Annotated in this window: 13 protein-coding genes; 6 read left to right on the top strand and 7 right to left on the bottom strand. The window is 73.4% G+C overall.

Features of this window, described 5'->3' with window-relative positions:
* Positions 1–46 precede the first annotated feature (46 nt).
* Complete coding sequence (locus tag BJ958_RS18755) at positions 47–1,624, top strand: PucR family transcriptional regulator ligand-binding domain-containing protein (protein WP_179728404.1); 1,578 nt, start codon at positions 47–49, stop codon at positions 1,622–1,624.
* Here the strand turns inward: BJ958_RS18755 and BJ958_RS18750 are convergent.
* Positions 1,606–2,712 (bottom strand): WD40 repeat domain-containing protein, encoded by a 1,107-nt coding sequence (locus tag BJ958_RS18750; RefSeq protein WP_179728403.1) that lies wholly within the window; start codon positions 2,710–2,712, stop codon positions 1,606–1,608. The genes BJ958_RS18755 and BJ958_RS18750 overlap by 19 nt on opposite strands.
* The gene (locus BJ958_RS18745; protein ID WP_179728402.1) at positions 2,705–3,280 is read right to left on the bottom strand and encodes a SigE family RNA polymerase sigma factor; all 576 of its coding nucleotides are present in this window, start codon (positions 3,278–3,280) and stop codon (positions 2,705–2,707) included. Before BJ958_RS18745 ends, BJ958_RS18750 begins: the two co-directional genes overlap by 8 nt.
* A gap of 97 nt (positions 3,281–3,377) precedes the next feature.
* Between BJ958_RS18745 and BJ958_RS18740 the strand changes: the two genes are divergently transcribed.
* Positions 3,378–4,721: a hypothetical protein gene (locus BJ958_RS18740; RefSeq protein WP_179728401.1), complete on the top strand. Its 1,344-nt coding sequence runs from the start codon at positions 3,378–3,380 to the stop codon at positions 4,719–4,721.
* Positions 4,722–4,801: 80 nt separating this feature from the next.
* Here the strand turns inward: BJ958_RS18740 and BJ958_RS18735 are convergent, their stop codons facing one another.
* Together BJ958_RS18735 and BJ958_RS18730 are read right to left on the bottom strand one after the other, a co-directional pair.
* The gene (locus BJ958_RS18735; protein WP_179728400.1) at positions 4,802–5,854 is read right to left on the bottom strand and encodes a serine/threonine-protein kinase; all 1,053 of its coding nucleotides are present in this window, start codon (positions 5,852–5,854) and stop codon (positions 4,802–4,804) included.
* A 26-nt stretch (positions 5,855–5,880) separates the two neighbouring features.
* Positions 5,881–6,786, bottom strand: a complete 906-nt coding sequence (locus BJ958_RS18730; protein WP_343052731.1) for a GNAT family N-acetyltransferase — start codon at positions 6,784–6,786, stop codon at positions 5,881–5,883.
* Between the two features lie 62 nt (positions 6,787–6,848).
* On the opposite strand from BJ958_RS18730, the gene BJ958_RS18725 reads away from it, so the two are divergent.
* Positions 6,849–7,868: a hypothetical protein gene (locus BJ958_RS18725; RefSeq protein WP_179728398.1), complete on the top strand. Its 1,020-nt coding sequence runs from the start codon at positions 6,849–6,851 to the stop codon at positions 7,866–7,868.
* 25 nt (positions 7,869–7,893) lie between these two features.
* Here the strand turns inward: BJ958_RS18725 and BJ958_RS18720 are convergent, their stop codons facing one another.
* Together BJ958_RS18720 and BJ958_RS18715 are read right to left on the bottom strand one after the other, a co-directional pair.
* Complete coding sequence (locus BJ958_RS18720) at positions 7,894–8,448, bottom strand: YceI family protein (protein WP_179728397.1); 555 nt, start codon at positions 8,446–8,448, stop codon at positions 7,894–7,896.
* A 210-nt stretch (positions 8,449–8,658) separates the two neighbouring features.
* Positions 8,659–8,796 carry a hypothetical protein gene (locus BJ958_RS18715; protein ID WP_179728396.1) on the bottom strand — a complete coding sequence of 46 codons (138 nt, stop codon included), beginning with the start codon at positions 8,794–8,796 and terminating at the stop codon, positions 8,659–8,661.
* 234 nt (positions 8,797–9,030) lie between these two features.
* Here BJ958_RS18715 and BJ958_RS18710 point away from each other — a divergent pair, with 234 nt between their 5' ends.
* From BJ958_RS18710 to BJ958_RS18700, 3 genes are read left to right on the top strand one after another with little or no spacing between them, the layout of a single operon-like run.
* Complete coding sequence (locus tag BJ958_RS18710; RefSeq protein WP_179728395.1) at positions 9,031–9,294, top strand: hypothetical protein; 264 nt, start codon at positions 9,031–9,033, stop codon at positions 9,292–9,294.
* Between the two features lie 15 nt (positions 9,295–9,309).
* The gene (glmS, locus tag BJ958_RS18705; protein ID WP_179728394.1) at positions 9,310–11,148 is read left to right on the top strand and encodes a glutamine--fructose-6-phosphate transaminase (isomerizing); all 1,839 of its coding nucleotides are present in this window, start codon (positions 9,310–9,312) and stop codon (positions 11,146–11,148) included.
* Positions 11,149–11,178: 30 nt separating this feature from the next.
* Positions 11,179–12,825 (top strand): glycosyltransferase family 61 protein, encoded by a 1,647-nt coding sequence (locus BJ958_RS18700; RefSeq protein WP_179728393.1) that lies wholly within the window; start codon positions 11,179–11,181, stop codon positions 12,823–12,825.
* A gap of 4 nt (positions 12,826–12,829) precedes the next feature.
* Here BJ958_RS18700 and BJ958_RS18695 read toward each other — a convergent pair whose 3' ends face one another.
* Positions 12,830–14,356 carry a fibronectin type III domain-containing protein gene (locus BJ958_RS18695; protein ID WP_179728392.1) on the bottom strand — a complete coding sequence of 509 codons (1,527 nt, stop codon included), beginning with the start codon at positions 14,354–14,356 and terminating at the stop codon, positions 12,830–12,832.
* Positions 14,357–14,391: the final 35 nt, after the last annotated feature.

The raw sequence follows: 14,391 nt of genomic DNA, 5'->3' as shown, positions 1-14,391 counted from the left end.
TTCGATCACACGCGCTGGTTGACATTGTGACAAGGAGGTCGCGGCGGTGCTGCCCACCCTCGCCGAGGTGCTCGCCCTGCCCGAGCTCCAGCGCGGCGACCCGCTCGTCGTGGCCGGCCCCGACCGGCTCTCCCACCCCGTGCGCTGGGTCCACGTCAGCGAGCTGAGCGACATCGCCGAGCTGCTCAGCGGCGACGAGCTGCTGCTCACGACCGGCATCGCGCTGCCGTCGTCCCCGGGCGCCCTTCGGCGCTACGTCGACGGCCTGGTCGCCGTCGGGATCGCCGGTCTCGCCATCGAGCTGGGCCGTCGCTACACCGACGCCCTGCCCGACGCCCTCGTCGCCGCCGCCGAGGCCCAGGGCCTGCCGCTGGTGGCCTTCCGGCGCGAGACCTCGTTCGTCGCGGTCACCCAGGCGGTGCACCAGATCGTCGTCAACTCCCACCTCGCCGAGCTCGAGGCCTCGGAGGAGGCGCACCGTGCCTTCACCCGGCTGACCCTGGGCCGGGCCCGGCCGCAGCAGGTCGTCGACCTGGTCGCCGAGATGGCCGACCGGCCCGTGGTGTTCGAGAACCTGGTCCACCACGTCATCGCCTACAACACCTCCGGCCGCGACCACGACGCGGTGATCGGCGACTGGGAACGGCGCTCCCGCAGCGCCCGGATGCTCGGCCCGGACAGTCGGGGGGCAGCCGTCGACGTCGGCCCGGAGCCGGGGCGGTTCGGCCGTCTCGTGCTGCTCGCCGACGGCACCGGCGAGGCGGTCACGCCGCGGCAGCGGATGCTCCTCGAGCGTGGCGCGACCGCACTGGCGATGGGCCGGCTGATCGACCGCGACGCCCAGAACCTCGAGCTCCAGGCCCACCGCACGCTGCTCACCGAGCTCGCCGCCGGGGTCGACGTCCCCCACCTCGCCTCCCGGCTCACGTCGCTCGGCCTGCGCTGGAAGGGCCGGCACGTCACCGCGATGGTGGTCCGGCTGCCCGGCCCGGGCAACGCCGACGAGCTGCGCGGCGTGGCCGCGGACCTGCTCGACGAGCTGCGGGTACGCCGGACCAGCGGGCTGGTCGGCCTCGTCGACGACGAGCGCGTGGTCGCCCTGGTCGCCCACGCCCCGGGCGCGGCCGACGCGGTCACCGACCGGCTGGTCGAGCGGCTGGCCCGCACCGGGGCCCGCCTGGTCGTCGGCGTCGGCTCGGCCGTCGACGACGTCGCGGGATCCGGCGGCAGCGTGCGTGAGGCCCTCGTCGTCGCCGACTCGGCCGCGCCGACCGACCCGCCCCGCGCCGTCCGCCTCTACGACCTGCGCCTGCGCGGCCTGCTCCACCTGCTGCAGAACGACCCCCGCGTCCAGCAGTACGTCGAGCGCGAGCTCGGCGCGCTGCTCGCCCACGACGCGCGGACCGGGGAACAGCTCACGAGCACGCTGGCGGCGTACTGCCGCACCGGCGGCAACAAGGTCCGCACCGCCGAGCTGTGCCACATCTCGCGGCCGGCGCTCTACGCCCGGCTGCAGCGGATCGGCCAGGTCGTCGACATCGACCTGGCCGACCCGGAGAACGTGCTCGCCCTCCACGTCGCGCTGCTCGCGCGAGAGGTGATGGCTCAGCCGACCATCAGGTAGTCGGCCGGCAGCACGATCGGGTTCGCGTCGTCGATCCACGAGACCGTGGCGTCGGTGCACGCGCCGTCGACGTCGCACCGGCGCAGCGTCGCCGGCTCCCGGTCGAGCTGCCCGACGACCCGGCCGCCGACGGTCCAGCTGCTCAGGCCGGTGAACCCCGGCAGCTCCACCGCGGTCCCGCCCGTGGTCGGCTCGATGCTCGCCCTGGACCCGTTGTCGTCGAAGCGCACGACGAGGACGTGCTCGCCGTCGGGCGAGAGCTTCACCGTCTCGATCCGGCGGCCGAGGTCGCGGACCACCTCGCCGGTCGCGGCGTCGACGAGCGTCCAGCGCCCGTCGTCGTCGAACGACGTCGCCACGCCGTCGTGCACGTCGACCGGCGAGAAGGGCAGCTCCTGGTCCTCACCGGTGCGCCAGTCGACCCGGTGGACGGTCCGCGCGTCGGTCCCGACGTGGACGAAGTCCCCGTCCAGCTGGACCTCCCGCAGGCCCGACTTGCCGCCCTCCGGGGTGTCGCCGGGCAGCTCGACCCGCAGGGAGGCGAGCTCCTGGTCGCCCACGACGTCCCACACGTGGACCCACCCCTCGTTCTGCAGCGGGACCAGCCAGGCCACCCGGGGATGGTGGGGGTCCCCGGAGACGCTCCACGCGTCGGCCGGGATCGACAGCGGGCTCACCTCGCCGTCCGGCCGGACCAGCCGGAACGGGGCACCGTCGCCGCCGTGCTGCTGGGTGACGACGCCGACCGACGTCTGGGCCAGGTGGTGAGGGGCGGGGGACAGCTCGACCGTGGAGTCGCCGACGGAGACGTGCTCGCCGACGGAGAAGGCTCCCAGCTCGGCGTACGCCTTGCCGGCCGGGTCCTGCGTGGCGACCTGCGAGCTGCGGGCCGGCCCGTCGTCCAGCCCGGCGACCACCGCGACGCCCACCCCGACGACCGCGACGACGGCCGCAGCGAGGGCGACGGTCCCGACCCGGCGCCGGGTACGACGCGCGCGGCCCGCCGCGGCGATGGCGAACGCGTCCGGGTGGGGGACGGGCACGCCGTCCACCGTGTGGTGGAGCAGGTCGGTGAGGCGCTCAGCCATGGTGGCCTCCGGTCGTGATCGTGGTGGTCGTGCTGGTCGGCGTCTCGTCGGGGAGGTCGACGCCGTCCCCGAGCAGGCGCCGCAGGTTGTCGAGCGCGGCCGAGGTCTGGCTCTTCACCGTTCCGGTGGTGACACCGAGCAGGTCGGCGGTCTCCTCGACGGACAGGTCGTCGTAGTAGCGCAGCACCACGACCGCCCGCTGCCGCGGAGCCAGCTGCGCGAGCACCGCCAGCAGGTCGATCCGATCGCCCGTCGGGCCGCGGGGGTCGCGGTCGGTGTCCGGCTCGGGCAGCTCCGCGGTCGGCCGCTCGCCGTGGAACGAGCGACGCCGGAACCAGCTGGTCGCCGTGGTGACCAGCGCCCGACGCGCGTACGCCCGGGCGGCGCCCACGTCCCTGATCCCCGACCATCGGCTGTACGTCCTGGCCAGCGCCGTCTGGACCAGGTCCTCGGCCAGCGCGTGGTCGCGGACCAGCAGCAGGGCCGTGCGGTACAGCCCCGGCCAGGCGACGTGGACCAGCTCGGCGAACTCCTCGTCCGTCGGGCCCCGAGATGCGCGCAGCGCCATGGTGGCCATCCTCTCCTGCGTGTCGGTGTGGTGCTCACAGGAGGACGCGCGACGAGCCGGTCCGGTTGGGGCGGTCTCGATCTTTTACAGTTCACGCGTGAGTCCGCGACGCGCTCCCGCCCTGCTCGCCAGTGCCACCGCCGTGGCCTGGCTGGCGCTGACGACCGGGTACGGCGCCGCCGCGGCCACCACCGGCGTCGACCTGGGCGGCGAGCCGCTGCCGTCGAAGGCGAGCACCAGCCCCGAGACCCCGACCGCCCTGGCGCCCGGCCTGTGGCGCACGACGCTGTCGCCGTCGTACCCGCAGTACTTCAGCTACCAGCGCCGGATCAACGGCAGCCGGGTCCACATCGGGGTGCTGGGTGCGCCGCAGGGCGACAGCAGCGACAGCATCCGCGTGCTCGCGGGCGTCGCGACCGAGGGGTCGAGCGACCTCACCGGCTGCGGCGACGAGAGCGACAACGCCGAGAGCAGCGTCCCGGAGGCCGTCATCGGCGCCCGGGTCGTGGTCGGGGGCGAGGACGGCAGCACCGGCGAGACCTGCCGCGACGCCGGCACCGTGCAGATCCAGGTCAACCGTGGGTACGCCTCCCCGACCACCGACCTGCCCTACGTGATCAAGGTCGTCGAGGAGGCCCCGTCGTCGGGGACCGGCGAGGAGAAGGCGGACGACGCGCCGTCGTACGACCGGCCGGAGGCGGGGAGGTCCGAGCCGCTGAAGGGCGCGGCGTCCTTCGACCAGGCTCCCGAGATCGACGCCCAGGACGGCCCGGCGACGGTCAGCACGACGATCCCCGAGGGCAGCGAGCAGCTGTGGCGGATCCCCCTGACCTGGGGCGACCTGCCGGTCGTGCGCGTCGACGTGACCGCCGCGAAGGACGAGGAGGCCTTCGCCTACAGCGGCCCGAACCTGACCCTCCACCTCGTCGACCCGATGCGCGGCCGGCTGGTCCACGCCGACTCGGAGGCCGAGGACTCCCCGACCGGCCAGTACCTCGCCGAGTCCGCGGACCGCGACCCGACCGTCCTGGTCGGATCCGGCTTCCCCGTGCGCCAGGTCGACGACCGGCTGCCGGGCGACTACTGGGTCTCGCTCGCGGTCTCCCCACGACCCGAGACCGACGAGCGCAAGGCGGTGGCCGTCCCGGTGAGGCTCACCGTCGCGATCAGCCACCACGGCGGCAGCGCCCCGACGTACGACGGCGTCGTGGTCTCGCAGGACAAGAAGACCAGCCTGGACGGCTACTCCCCGGACCGGCCGTTCCTCGTCGGCGAGGACACCTTCGCAGCCGTCGCCTCGGGCAGCCCCGTCGGCGGCGACGGCTGGTTCTCGACCCGGCACTGGGCCGGACTCGGCCTGGCCGCGGCCAGCGTCGCCTGCCTCGGCGCCGGGCTCGTCCGGCTCCGGGCGGTGAGGTCGTCGAGTAGGCCGAGGCGCTAGCCGAGGCCGTGTCGAGACGCACTCGAGGCGTCTCGACACGCCGCTCGCTGGCGCTCGCGGCTACCCGACGAGCTCGTGGCTCAGCCGAGCAGGAGCAGGAGCGCCACGACGAGCCCGAGCACGCCCACGCCCAGCAGCACGAACGCGTCGACCGGACGCTTGGCGGTGACCGGGGCGCCGTACGTCGTCACGGCGGCCGTCGCGGCCGCGGTCGGGACCGGCGTGCTCGGAGGCGGCGGGGGCGGCGGGTAGGCCATGGTCGCCCGGCTCGGCGTCGGGTCCGGGGCGGCGGGGTACTCGTCCACCACCTCGAGCCGGTCGGCCAGCGCCGGGTCGTCCCAGCGCGCGACGAGGGCCCGCAGCGCCGGGTGGGCGAGCAGCTCGGTGGCCGAGGGGCGCTGTGCGGCGTCGTACGCCGTGGCGGCGGCGACCACCTCGAGCACCGCGTCGTGCTCGGGACTGCCGGTGCGCAGCGCCGCGACGTCGATCGGGCCGGGCTCGCCGTCGGCGGCCGGCCGACGGCCGGTGAGCATCTCGAGCACGACGACGCCGAGCGCGTAGATGTCGGCGCTGGGGTCGGGGTCGGCGCCGCGGTACTGCTCGGGCGGCATGTAGCCGGGCGTCCCGATCATCATCGCCACGTGGGTCAGCCGCGGCTCGTCGCTGGGCACGGCGATGCCGAAGTCGGTGAGCCGCAGGTGCGGCCGGTGACGGCCGGTCGGCTCGAGCAGCAGGTTGCCGGGCTTGATGTCGCGGTGCACGATGCCGGCGAGGTGCACGGCCTCCAGCGCCTGCAGGGTCTGGTCGGTCAGCACGGCGATCCAGCGCGGCGGCAGGGTCCCGCCGTTGCGCTTCATCAGCCCGGAGACCGAGCCGCCGCGCACCAGCGGCATCGTGAACAGCACCCGGTCGTCCACGCCCGCCCACGACTGCGGCGTCACGACGTGGGTGTGGTCGATGCGCACCGACTGCTCGCGCACGAAGCGCAGCAGCATCGCCGCATCGGCCTGGCGCAGCATCTTCGCGGCCTTGACGTCGCCCGTCGTCCGGTCGTGCACCCGCCAGACCGTGCCCATGCCGCCCGCGGCGATCGGGTCCAGCAGCTCGTAGCGTCCCGCGAACACCTCGCCCATGCGGGCGACCCTATCCGTCGTCCGGGTCAGCCCAGCCGTACCGCGCGGTGCACCCAGGTCGCCTCGACCCGCATGCCGACGTTCTCGTAGAGGCTGAGCGCTCCCGTGCGGGAGTCGGTGGACAGCGAGGACGACGTCGCCCCGCGCTCCCGGCCGGCGGCGAAGGCGGCGACGAGCAGCGCCTGGGCCAGGCCGCGGCGGCGGTGGGTCCGGGCCACGGCGAGCTTGGAGACGAAGGTGTCCGTGCCCGCGTTCCAGGCGTGGGCGACCCCCACGACGTCGCCGTCCGGGCCGGTCACGACCTGCAGCTGCCAGGGCTCGGACCCGGGGCGACCCCACACCTGGGCGCCGAAGTCCGCCAGGCTCGCCCGCTCGCGCACCGACCACTCGAGGAAGGCGTCCTCGGTGACCGTCCAGACCTGCTCGCGGTCGGCGGGCGTCGCCGCGCGCAGCGCGTAGCCCGCGGGCAGGGCCCGCTCGGCGACCTGCGCGCCCTCCGGGAGCCGCAGCACCCAGCTGGTCCAGCGCACGGCGTATCCCAGGGCGCTCAGCAACCGGTCGCCGTCCGACCCCTCGGGCACCGGCATGCCGACGATCGCGATGCCGCGGCTGCGGGCGAGCTGCTGGACCCAGCCGGCGAGCCAGGTCCCGATCCCGCGTCCGCGGTACGACGGCACCACCGCGGCGTCGTACCTCTCCTCGCCGAGGTGCTCGGCGTACGCCACGATCCGCTCGCCGTCGAGGACCGCGACCGAGCTCGCTTCGAGGTCGTACGACGGCCGTCCCCAGTCGGCGAGGAGGTCGGCCTCCTCGACCTCCACGGTGCCGGTGTCGTGCTGCTCCTGCTCGGCGATGACGGCGAAGACGGCGGCGGCGTCGGCGAGGGTGATCGGGCGCGAGGTCAGCCCGGAGGGCAGGGAGGTGACGGACACCCGGCTGAGTCTGGAGGACGCACCCGGGTGTCGGCGCCCCATTTTCGGGACAGGCTCGTCCCATGATCCGCACGCGCGCCCGCGTCCTCCCCGCGCTGCTCGTGTCAGTGGTCGCGGCGGGGTGCTCCCAGGTCACCGGCGACGACGAGCAGCACGCCGGGATCGGCGACGTCTTCGAGCTCCACGGGCGGGCCGAGGGCAGACCCCTGACCGTGCAGCTGCCGAACCTGCGCTACGACTTCGTGGTCAGCCGACCCCAGGCAAGGGCGCGCCAGACGGTGGGCGAGTACGACGAGCACTGGTCCGCCGACCCGGCCGCGGGAGCGGAGTTCCTCGAGATCGGCTACCGACCCGCGAGGACCGAGGGGGACGCGTGGGCGCTGTGGCGGCCCAGCCCGCGTGGCGACCTGCCGGATCCGGTCTTCACCGTGGTGGCCGACGGCGACCGGATCGTGCTCGACAACGACCTGAGGTTCGACTGGCTGGTCACGATCCCGGCGGACGCCGACGACCTGGCGCTGGAGGTCGAGTTCGACGGCCGCACGCTGCGCACCGACCTCGGCGGCGCGGACAGCGGCATCGACGCCTTCGGCGGGACGCCGCCGCGACGCACGACGGTGCCGTGCCCGGAGCAGCCGCGGACCGACCTGCGCGGTGGCGTGCGGTTCAACGGCACGGACTGCAGCGTCACCGCCCTGAGCGCCGTGCCGTGGCACGTGGCCGTGGGGTGGGCGGCCCCGGGGCGGGCCTGGCTGGTCGCCGAGGTGAACGTCGGGATCAACACCTACTTCACCGGCGGCGACGGGGCCGGCACGGATTACGAGATCGGCTACGGCGAGCCGGTGTACCGCCTCGACGGTGCCCTGCCACACGTCGTCCTGGACGAGGACGGCCGAGAGCTCGCGAGTCGTCCCGGCGACATGACGGTGGACGACGTGCGCACGGTCGTCTTCGACGTTCCCGCGGATGCCACCTCGGCGACCCTCGAGGTGGCGATGGACTACACGGGCACCCCCGAGGACGACGAGGGCCAGCGGGTGCGCTTCCGGCTGCGCCGGTCGCTCCCGCTGGCCCTTCGCTGAGCCTGGGCCCAGCCGGTCGAACGCGTCAGGCGTTCTTGATGGCGGAGATGTCGAACTCGAGCTTGATCTTCTCCGACACGAGCACGCCGCCGGTCTCGAGCGCGGCGTTCCAGGTCAGGCCCCAGTCCTTGCGGTTGACGGTCACCTCGCCCTCGAACCCGACGCGGACGTTGCCGAACGGGTCCTTCGCCGAGCCGTTCTCCTTGAACTCGATGGTGACCGGCTTGGTGACGTCCTTGATCGTCAGGTCGCCGGTGATGGTCCACTCGTCACCCTCACGCGAGACGTTCGTGGAGACGAACGTCCACTCCGGGAACGCGGCGGTGTCGAAGAAGTCCGGCGAGGTCAGGTGGCCGTCACGGTCCGCGGACCCGGTCGAGACGCTGGCCGGGTTGATGGTCACGGTGACCGACGAGGCGGCCGGGTTGGCGGTGTCGATGTGGGCGGTCGCGTTCCAGTCGGTGAACTGGCCGCGGACCTTGGTGACCACCGCGTGCCGGGCCACGAAGCCGAGGCGGCTGTGCGCGGTGTCGAGGGTGTAGTCGCCGGTGATGTCGGTGAGGGCTGCGGACTCGCTCATGGTGCTGGCTCCTGGATGGTGACGAGGTTTGTTTGAACTTTCAAAGACCGTAACCAATGGTGACACGGCAACCATCCCAGGGCAAGGGGTGACCTGCGTCACAGGGGCGGACGTTCGGTGAGCTCCTGGTGCCTCTCGCCGCGCTCCCCGGAAATGCCGGAAGCCACCCCCCGGGTCCGGGGAGTGGCTTCGCGAAGAGTGCGTCTTGCGTCAGGCGGCGTGCGAGTGCGCGGCCGCGGGCTGGCCGACCTCGACCCAGACGGCCTCCATCCGGGTCCGTCCGTCCGGGGCGGTCACGGGCAGCCAGCGCATCTCGAGATGCGTCTCGGTCATGTTCGTGTCGGTCATGGGTCACCTCCTGTTCACCTTGTGTTCACCAAGATAGCACGTCCCCCACCCGGGCGCCTCGAATCGGGGCGATCCGGGCACAGACGCTCCACCTGACGCGGCCTGGCAGTCGTGGCGAGAGGGCTCGGCCCTCCACTGTGAGCGGTGTGCCGGCGAATGAGCGAAAGAGCGGAGATCTGCCCGAATTCGGGCAGGAACTTGAGGAATGGTCGGCGCGGGGTGCAGGCTCGCCGGGTGCACGTCGATCCGCGACTCCTCCAGCACGTCCAGGACAGCACGGGCCTGGGGGCGGCGGAGGCAGCGCGGCTGGTCCAGGACATCCTCGCCTTCCACGACGAGACGGTGGAGGGCTGGGTCCGGCGGCGGCACGCGGAGCTGAAGCTGCACGGGGCGAGGAACGACGCGATCTTCGCCCGGCTGCGCGAGGAGCTGCGGACCACCGTGGTCGCGGCACCGGACCTGACGGAGCGCCAGCTCCGCCGGATCATCTACGGCTGAGGGAGATCACGAGACATGTGCGGAATCGTCGGTTACGTCGGGACCCAGCAGGCGGCGCCACTGCTGCTGGAGGGGCTGACCCGGCTCGAGCACCGCGGCTACGACTCCGCGGGCGTGGCCGTGCTCGGCAGCAGCGGCCTCAAGGTCGCCAAGCAGGCCGGCCGGGTCCGTGACCTCGCCGACGGCCTGCCGAAGCGGTTCGGCGGCAAGATCGGCATCGGCCACACCCGCTGGGCGACCCACGGCCCCGCGAACGACGTCAACGCCCACCCGCACACCGACGCGGCCGCCCGGGTCGCCGTCGTCCACAACGGCATCATCGACAACGCCGCCGCGCTGCGCGCCGAGCTCGCCGACGACGGTGTCGTCCTCGCCTCGGACACCGACACCGAGGTGCTCGCCCACCTCGTCGCCCGCTCGACGGCCAAGACCCTCGAGCAGCGCATTGCCGAGGCGCTCGGCCGGGTCGAGGGCACCTACGGCATCGCCGTCGCGCACGCCGACTTCCCCGACCGGCTCGTCGTGGCCCGCAACGGAAGCCCGCTGATCATCGGCGTCGGCGACCACGAGATGCACGTCGCCTCGGACCTGGCGGCGCTGGTCCGCTACACCACCACGGTCGCGCACCTCGACGACGGCGAGATGGCCACGATCACCGCGGCCGGCTTCACGACGTACCGGATCGAGGCCACCGGCCTGGCGGCCACCGACCGTCGCGCCAAGGAGGTCGACATCGACCCCGAGGCGTACGACGCCGGCGAGCACGACTCGTTCATGCACAAGGAGCTGCTCGAGCAGCCGGCGCGCGCCGAGGCGGTGCTCCGGGGCCGGCTCGACGAGCGCTTCGGCACCGGTCACCTCGGGGGCCTCAACCTCGACGCCCGCGAGCTGCGGGCGTTCCGCCGGGTCAAGATCCTCGGCTGCGGGTCGGCCTACTACGTCGGCCAGATGGGTGCCTCGCTGCTGGAGGAGCTGGCCCGGATCCCCGCGGACGCCGAGGCGGCGAGCGAGTTCCGCTACCGCAACCCGATCGTCGAGCCCGACACGCTCTACGTCGCCGTGAGCCAGTCCGGCGAGACGATCGACACCCTGCTGGCGGTGCAGGAGGTGCAGCGCAAGGGCGGTCGCGTGATCGGGCTGGTCAACGTGGTCGGCTCCGCGATCGCCCGTCAGGTCGACGGCGGCATCTACCTGCACTCGGGCCCCGAGGTCGCCGTCGCGTCGACCAAGGCGCTGACCAACATGTTCCTCGCCTTCGGCATGCTCGCCGTCCAGCTCGGCCGGGTCCGCGACCTCTCGATCGCCGACGGCAAGCGGCTGATCGCCGGCCTGACCCGGATCCCGGAGCAGATCGACCAGGTGCTCGCCACCGAGGCGGACCTGGCGCTGGTCGCCAAGCGGCTGGCCGAGGCGGAGAGCCTGTTCTTCATCGGCCGGGTGCGCGGCTTCCCGGTCGCGCGCGAGGGTGCCCAGAAGTTCAAGGAGATCACCTACCGCCACGCGGAGGCGTACCAGACCAGCGAGCTCAAGCACGGCCCGCTCGCGCTGATCTCGCCCGAGGTGCCGACCGTCGCGATCGTGCCCGACGACGAGCTGGTCGAGCGCAACGTCGCTGCGCTCCACGAGATCGCCGCCCGGGGCGGCCCGATCGTCGTGGTCACCCACGACAGCGTCGACCTCGGCGACCTCGAGGGGGCCGTGGCCGGGCGGATCGACGTCCCCCGCAACGAGCGTGAGCTGGACCCGATCCTGCTGACCATCCCGCTGCAGGTGCTGGCCTACCACGCCGCCCTCGAGCTCGGTCACGACATCGACAAGCCCCGCAACCTGGCCAAGTCCGTCACGGTGGAGTGAGGGCTGGAGTGGCCCACCTAGGGTGAGGCCATGCGTCCGGGAGCACCTGGCAGGCGATTCGCGTGGCGCCGGCGGCGCCCGTCCGGCCGGATCCCGGACGACGCCGTCGTCGGCCTCGTCGCCGCCCACCTCGCCGGTCGCGCGGACGCCCTGGTGGTGGTGATCGGGGCGTCCGGCACGGCAGACCGGCTGCGCGCCGCCGGGCCGCACTGGCGGGTGCTGCACGCGGACGCTCCGCCCGCCGAGCGGCTGGTGGACCTCGCGCTCGCCGGGCGGGCCGAGGTCATCGTCGACCTGTCCGACGGCGAGCAGCGGCTGCGGCGCTTCCACGCCGACTTCTTCCACCTCGCCGCCGGTGGGGCGTACGTCGTCCCCGGCGCCGCCGGTGAGCTCGGCCCGAGCCCCGGGCCGCTCGGCGCGTTCCTCGCCGAGTGCTGGGCCGGCGACGCCGAGCCGCTGCGTGCCGGCAAGCGCTCGCTGACCGAGAGCCGCCGGATCGCGGTGCGGATGCACGTCACGGGCCGCGCCGAGGCCGGCGCCCTGGTCCTCACCCACGACCTGCCCGACGTGCTGGTGAAGCTCGACGAGCCCCAGGGCAATGCGTACGTCGACCGGCTGGGCGGCCCCCACCGCGTGCTCTCCGTCCTCGCCGCCGAGACCCCGCCCGACGCCCGGGTGATCACCGAGGGCCCCGAGCAGCGCGAGCCGGCGATGGACCGGCCGGTCGCGGAGGCGGCGATCGCGCTGCGCGACTACCGCGACGTCGTCGTCGACGTGGAGCAGACCGTGATGACGGACCTGGTCGTGCTGCCCGACACCTTCCGGCACAACCAGTGGCCGCGGCTGGTCACCCGCCGGATCGCGGACGTCGCGCCGCGCTTCGGCGTCCCCATGACGCCGGTGCCGGCCGACCTGCCCCGGCTCGAGGGGACCTACCTCCACCTCGACAACGAGTTCCGCGGGCACTTCGGGCACCTGATGACCGAGGTGGTGTCCCGGATGTGGAGCTGGCCGGCAGCACTGGAGATCGACCCCGACGTGCGGGTGCTGGTCGGTGCCGCGCGCAAGCGGCCGGAGCTCGCAGCCTGGGAGTACGACTTCTACGAGGCCTGTGGCATCCCCCGTGACCGGGTGGTCCGCATCGACGGCCAGGTCCGGGTCGAGCGGCTGCTCTCGGGGACGCCGATGTTCAGCAACCCCAGCTACGTGCACCCGCGGATCGTCGAGACCTGGGACCGGATCGGCGACACCCTGGCCGCCCGGGCGGCCGAGCGCGACCGGCCCGAGCGGATCTTCGTCGCCCGCCGGGTCGCCAAGCGCGCGTGCACCAACGCCGACGAGGTCGAGGCGCTCTTCGTCGACCACGGTTTCGAGGTCGTGTACCCCGAGGACCACCCGCTCGGTGAGCAGGTCGCGCTGTTCCGGGCCGCCCGCGTGGTCGCGGGGTACGCCGGCAGCGGCATGTTCACCACCGCCTTCGTCCCGCACCCGCAGCGCCTCGTCCTGCTCGGCTCCACGGCGTACACGCCTCGCAACGAGGTGCTGATCGCCGCCGTGCGGCGGCACCGGATCGACTCGGTGGTCAGCCGCGCCGACCGGACGGACGTGCAGTCGTCGTTCCGGGTCGACCTGGAACGCGAGGGGCCCTTCCTCCGCTCGGTGCTGGCCTCGCTGTGACCCGTCAGGGGATGGTGACGGTGACCCGCACGGGCGCGTGGTCCGAGAGCAGGCTGGTCCAGCGCCCGTTGGCGTAGGGCTCCTCGGTCTGCCACGACGTCACCCGGGCGTTCGGCGGCACGAACACCCGGTCGATGTGGCCGCCCCAGCGGGGGAAGATCCGCGGGACCGGGGACCACTCGGTGAACGAGTTCAGGTACGGCAGGGCGTTGTAGGACTCGGCCACGTCGTACGCGTCGTCGTAGCCGAAGCTGTTGAGGAACTCCCGTGCGCCGTCCCACCCGCTGCCGCGGTCGGAGTTGAAGTCGCCGCCGATGACGACCGGCAGCCCCGCCGCATCCGCGGACACGGACGCCCAGAAGACGGCGGCCTGGTTCGCGCGGGTCTGGTCGGAGGCCTGGGACGGCGGCGCGAGGTGGAGGGACGCGAGCACCAGCTGGCGGCCGGTCACGCCGTCGGTGACCTTCACCCAGCAGCCGCCGTGGGTGTAGCCGGTGAACCGGACGCCCCGCGCGCTGTTCGGGACGATCGTGAACTTGGAGGTCTTCACGATCAGCGACTGGTTGCGAGACCCGCCGAGGACCGGGTCGCCCGGGTAGCCGTCGCCGATCCGGCAGCCCAGGGCGTATCCGGGGGTGTCGTCCAGGTCGTTGATCGCGGGCGCCGACTCCTGGAACGCGACCGCGTCCGGACCGACGGCAGCGACGCGGGCCTTGGCAGCGGCCGCACGGTCGGCCCACGGGTGCTGGCCGTCGCAGTTGTCGCCACTGCCGCTGCACACGTTCCAGGTCATCATGTTGACGGCCAGGCTCCCGCCGGTGGCCCGGGACAGGGGCTCCGTGCGCTTGCAGCCCGCGGTCGCGAACGCCCCCACGCCGGCCGGTCCCGAGGGACGGACCTGGAAGCAGTAGGTGCGACCCGGGTCGAAGCCGCCGAGGGTCACGCTGGCCACACCGGACCCGTTGCCGGGGACGGTGACCCGCTTCTTGTTCTTGGCGCCCTGGATCGGGTTCTCGTTGCCGAGGTAGTCGAGGTCGTACGACGTCGCTCCGGCGACCTCGTTCCACCGGAAGGTCAGCGTGACGGTCGCGCCCTGGACCTGCTGCCGGTCGACCCAGACCGGCTGCACCGGGGCGAGCCGGGCCGTCGTACGGCACCGGGTCTTCGACCACTTGCCCTTGCGCTTGCCGTTGTAGGCACGCACGCGCACGCAGTAGTCGGTGCCCTGGGCGAGGCCCTTGATCGTCAGCGACGTCGTGCGGGTGCGGTCCTTGTGGGCCTTGCCGCCGGGCGCGCGCCACTGGACCTTGTACGACGTCGCGCGGGCCGCGCGCTTCCACTTCACCTTGAACGACGCGGTCGTGCCGTCGACGCGGGGCTTCTTGAGCTTGACGCCCTTCACCCGCGCGGGCTTGGGCGCGGCGCTGGCGGGTTCGACGGACCCGGCGACGAGGCCGGTCGTGCACAGGAGGACGGCGATCGCCGCGAGCAGCAGCTGCCGCGCGCGGCGGGGCGTGGTGTCGGACCTCATGGAGCTCTTTCTCGTCGCGGAGCATGACCGTATGC

It is taken from the genome of Nocardioides kongjuensis, assembly GCF_013409625.1.
GTDB classification, from domain to species: domain Bacteria; phylum Actinomycetota; class Actinomycetes; order Propionibacteriales; family Nocardioidaceae; genus Nocardioides; species Nocardioides kongjuensis.
The sequence above is the reverse complement of the archived record's forward strand: the minus strand, read 5'-3'. Positions and strand labels throughout refer to the sequence as shown.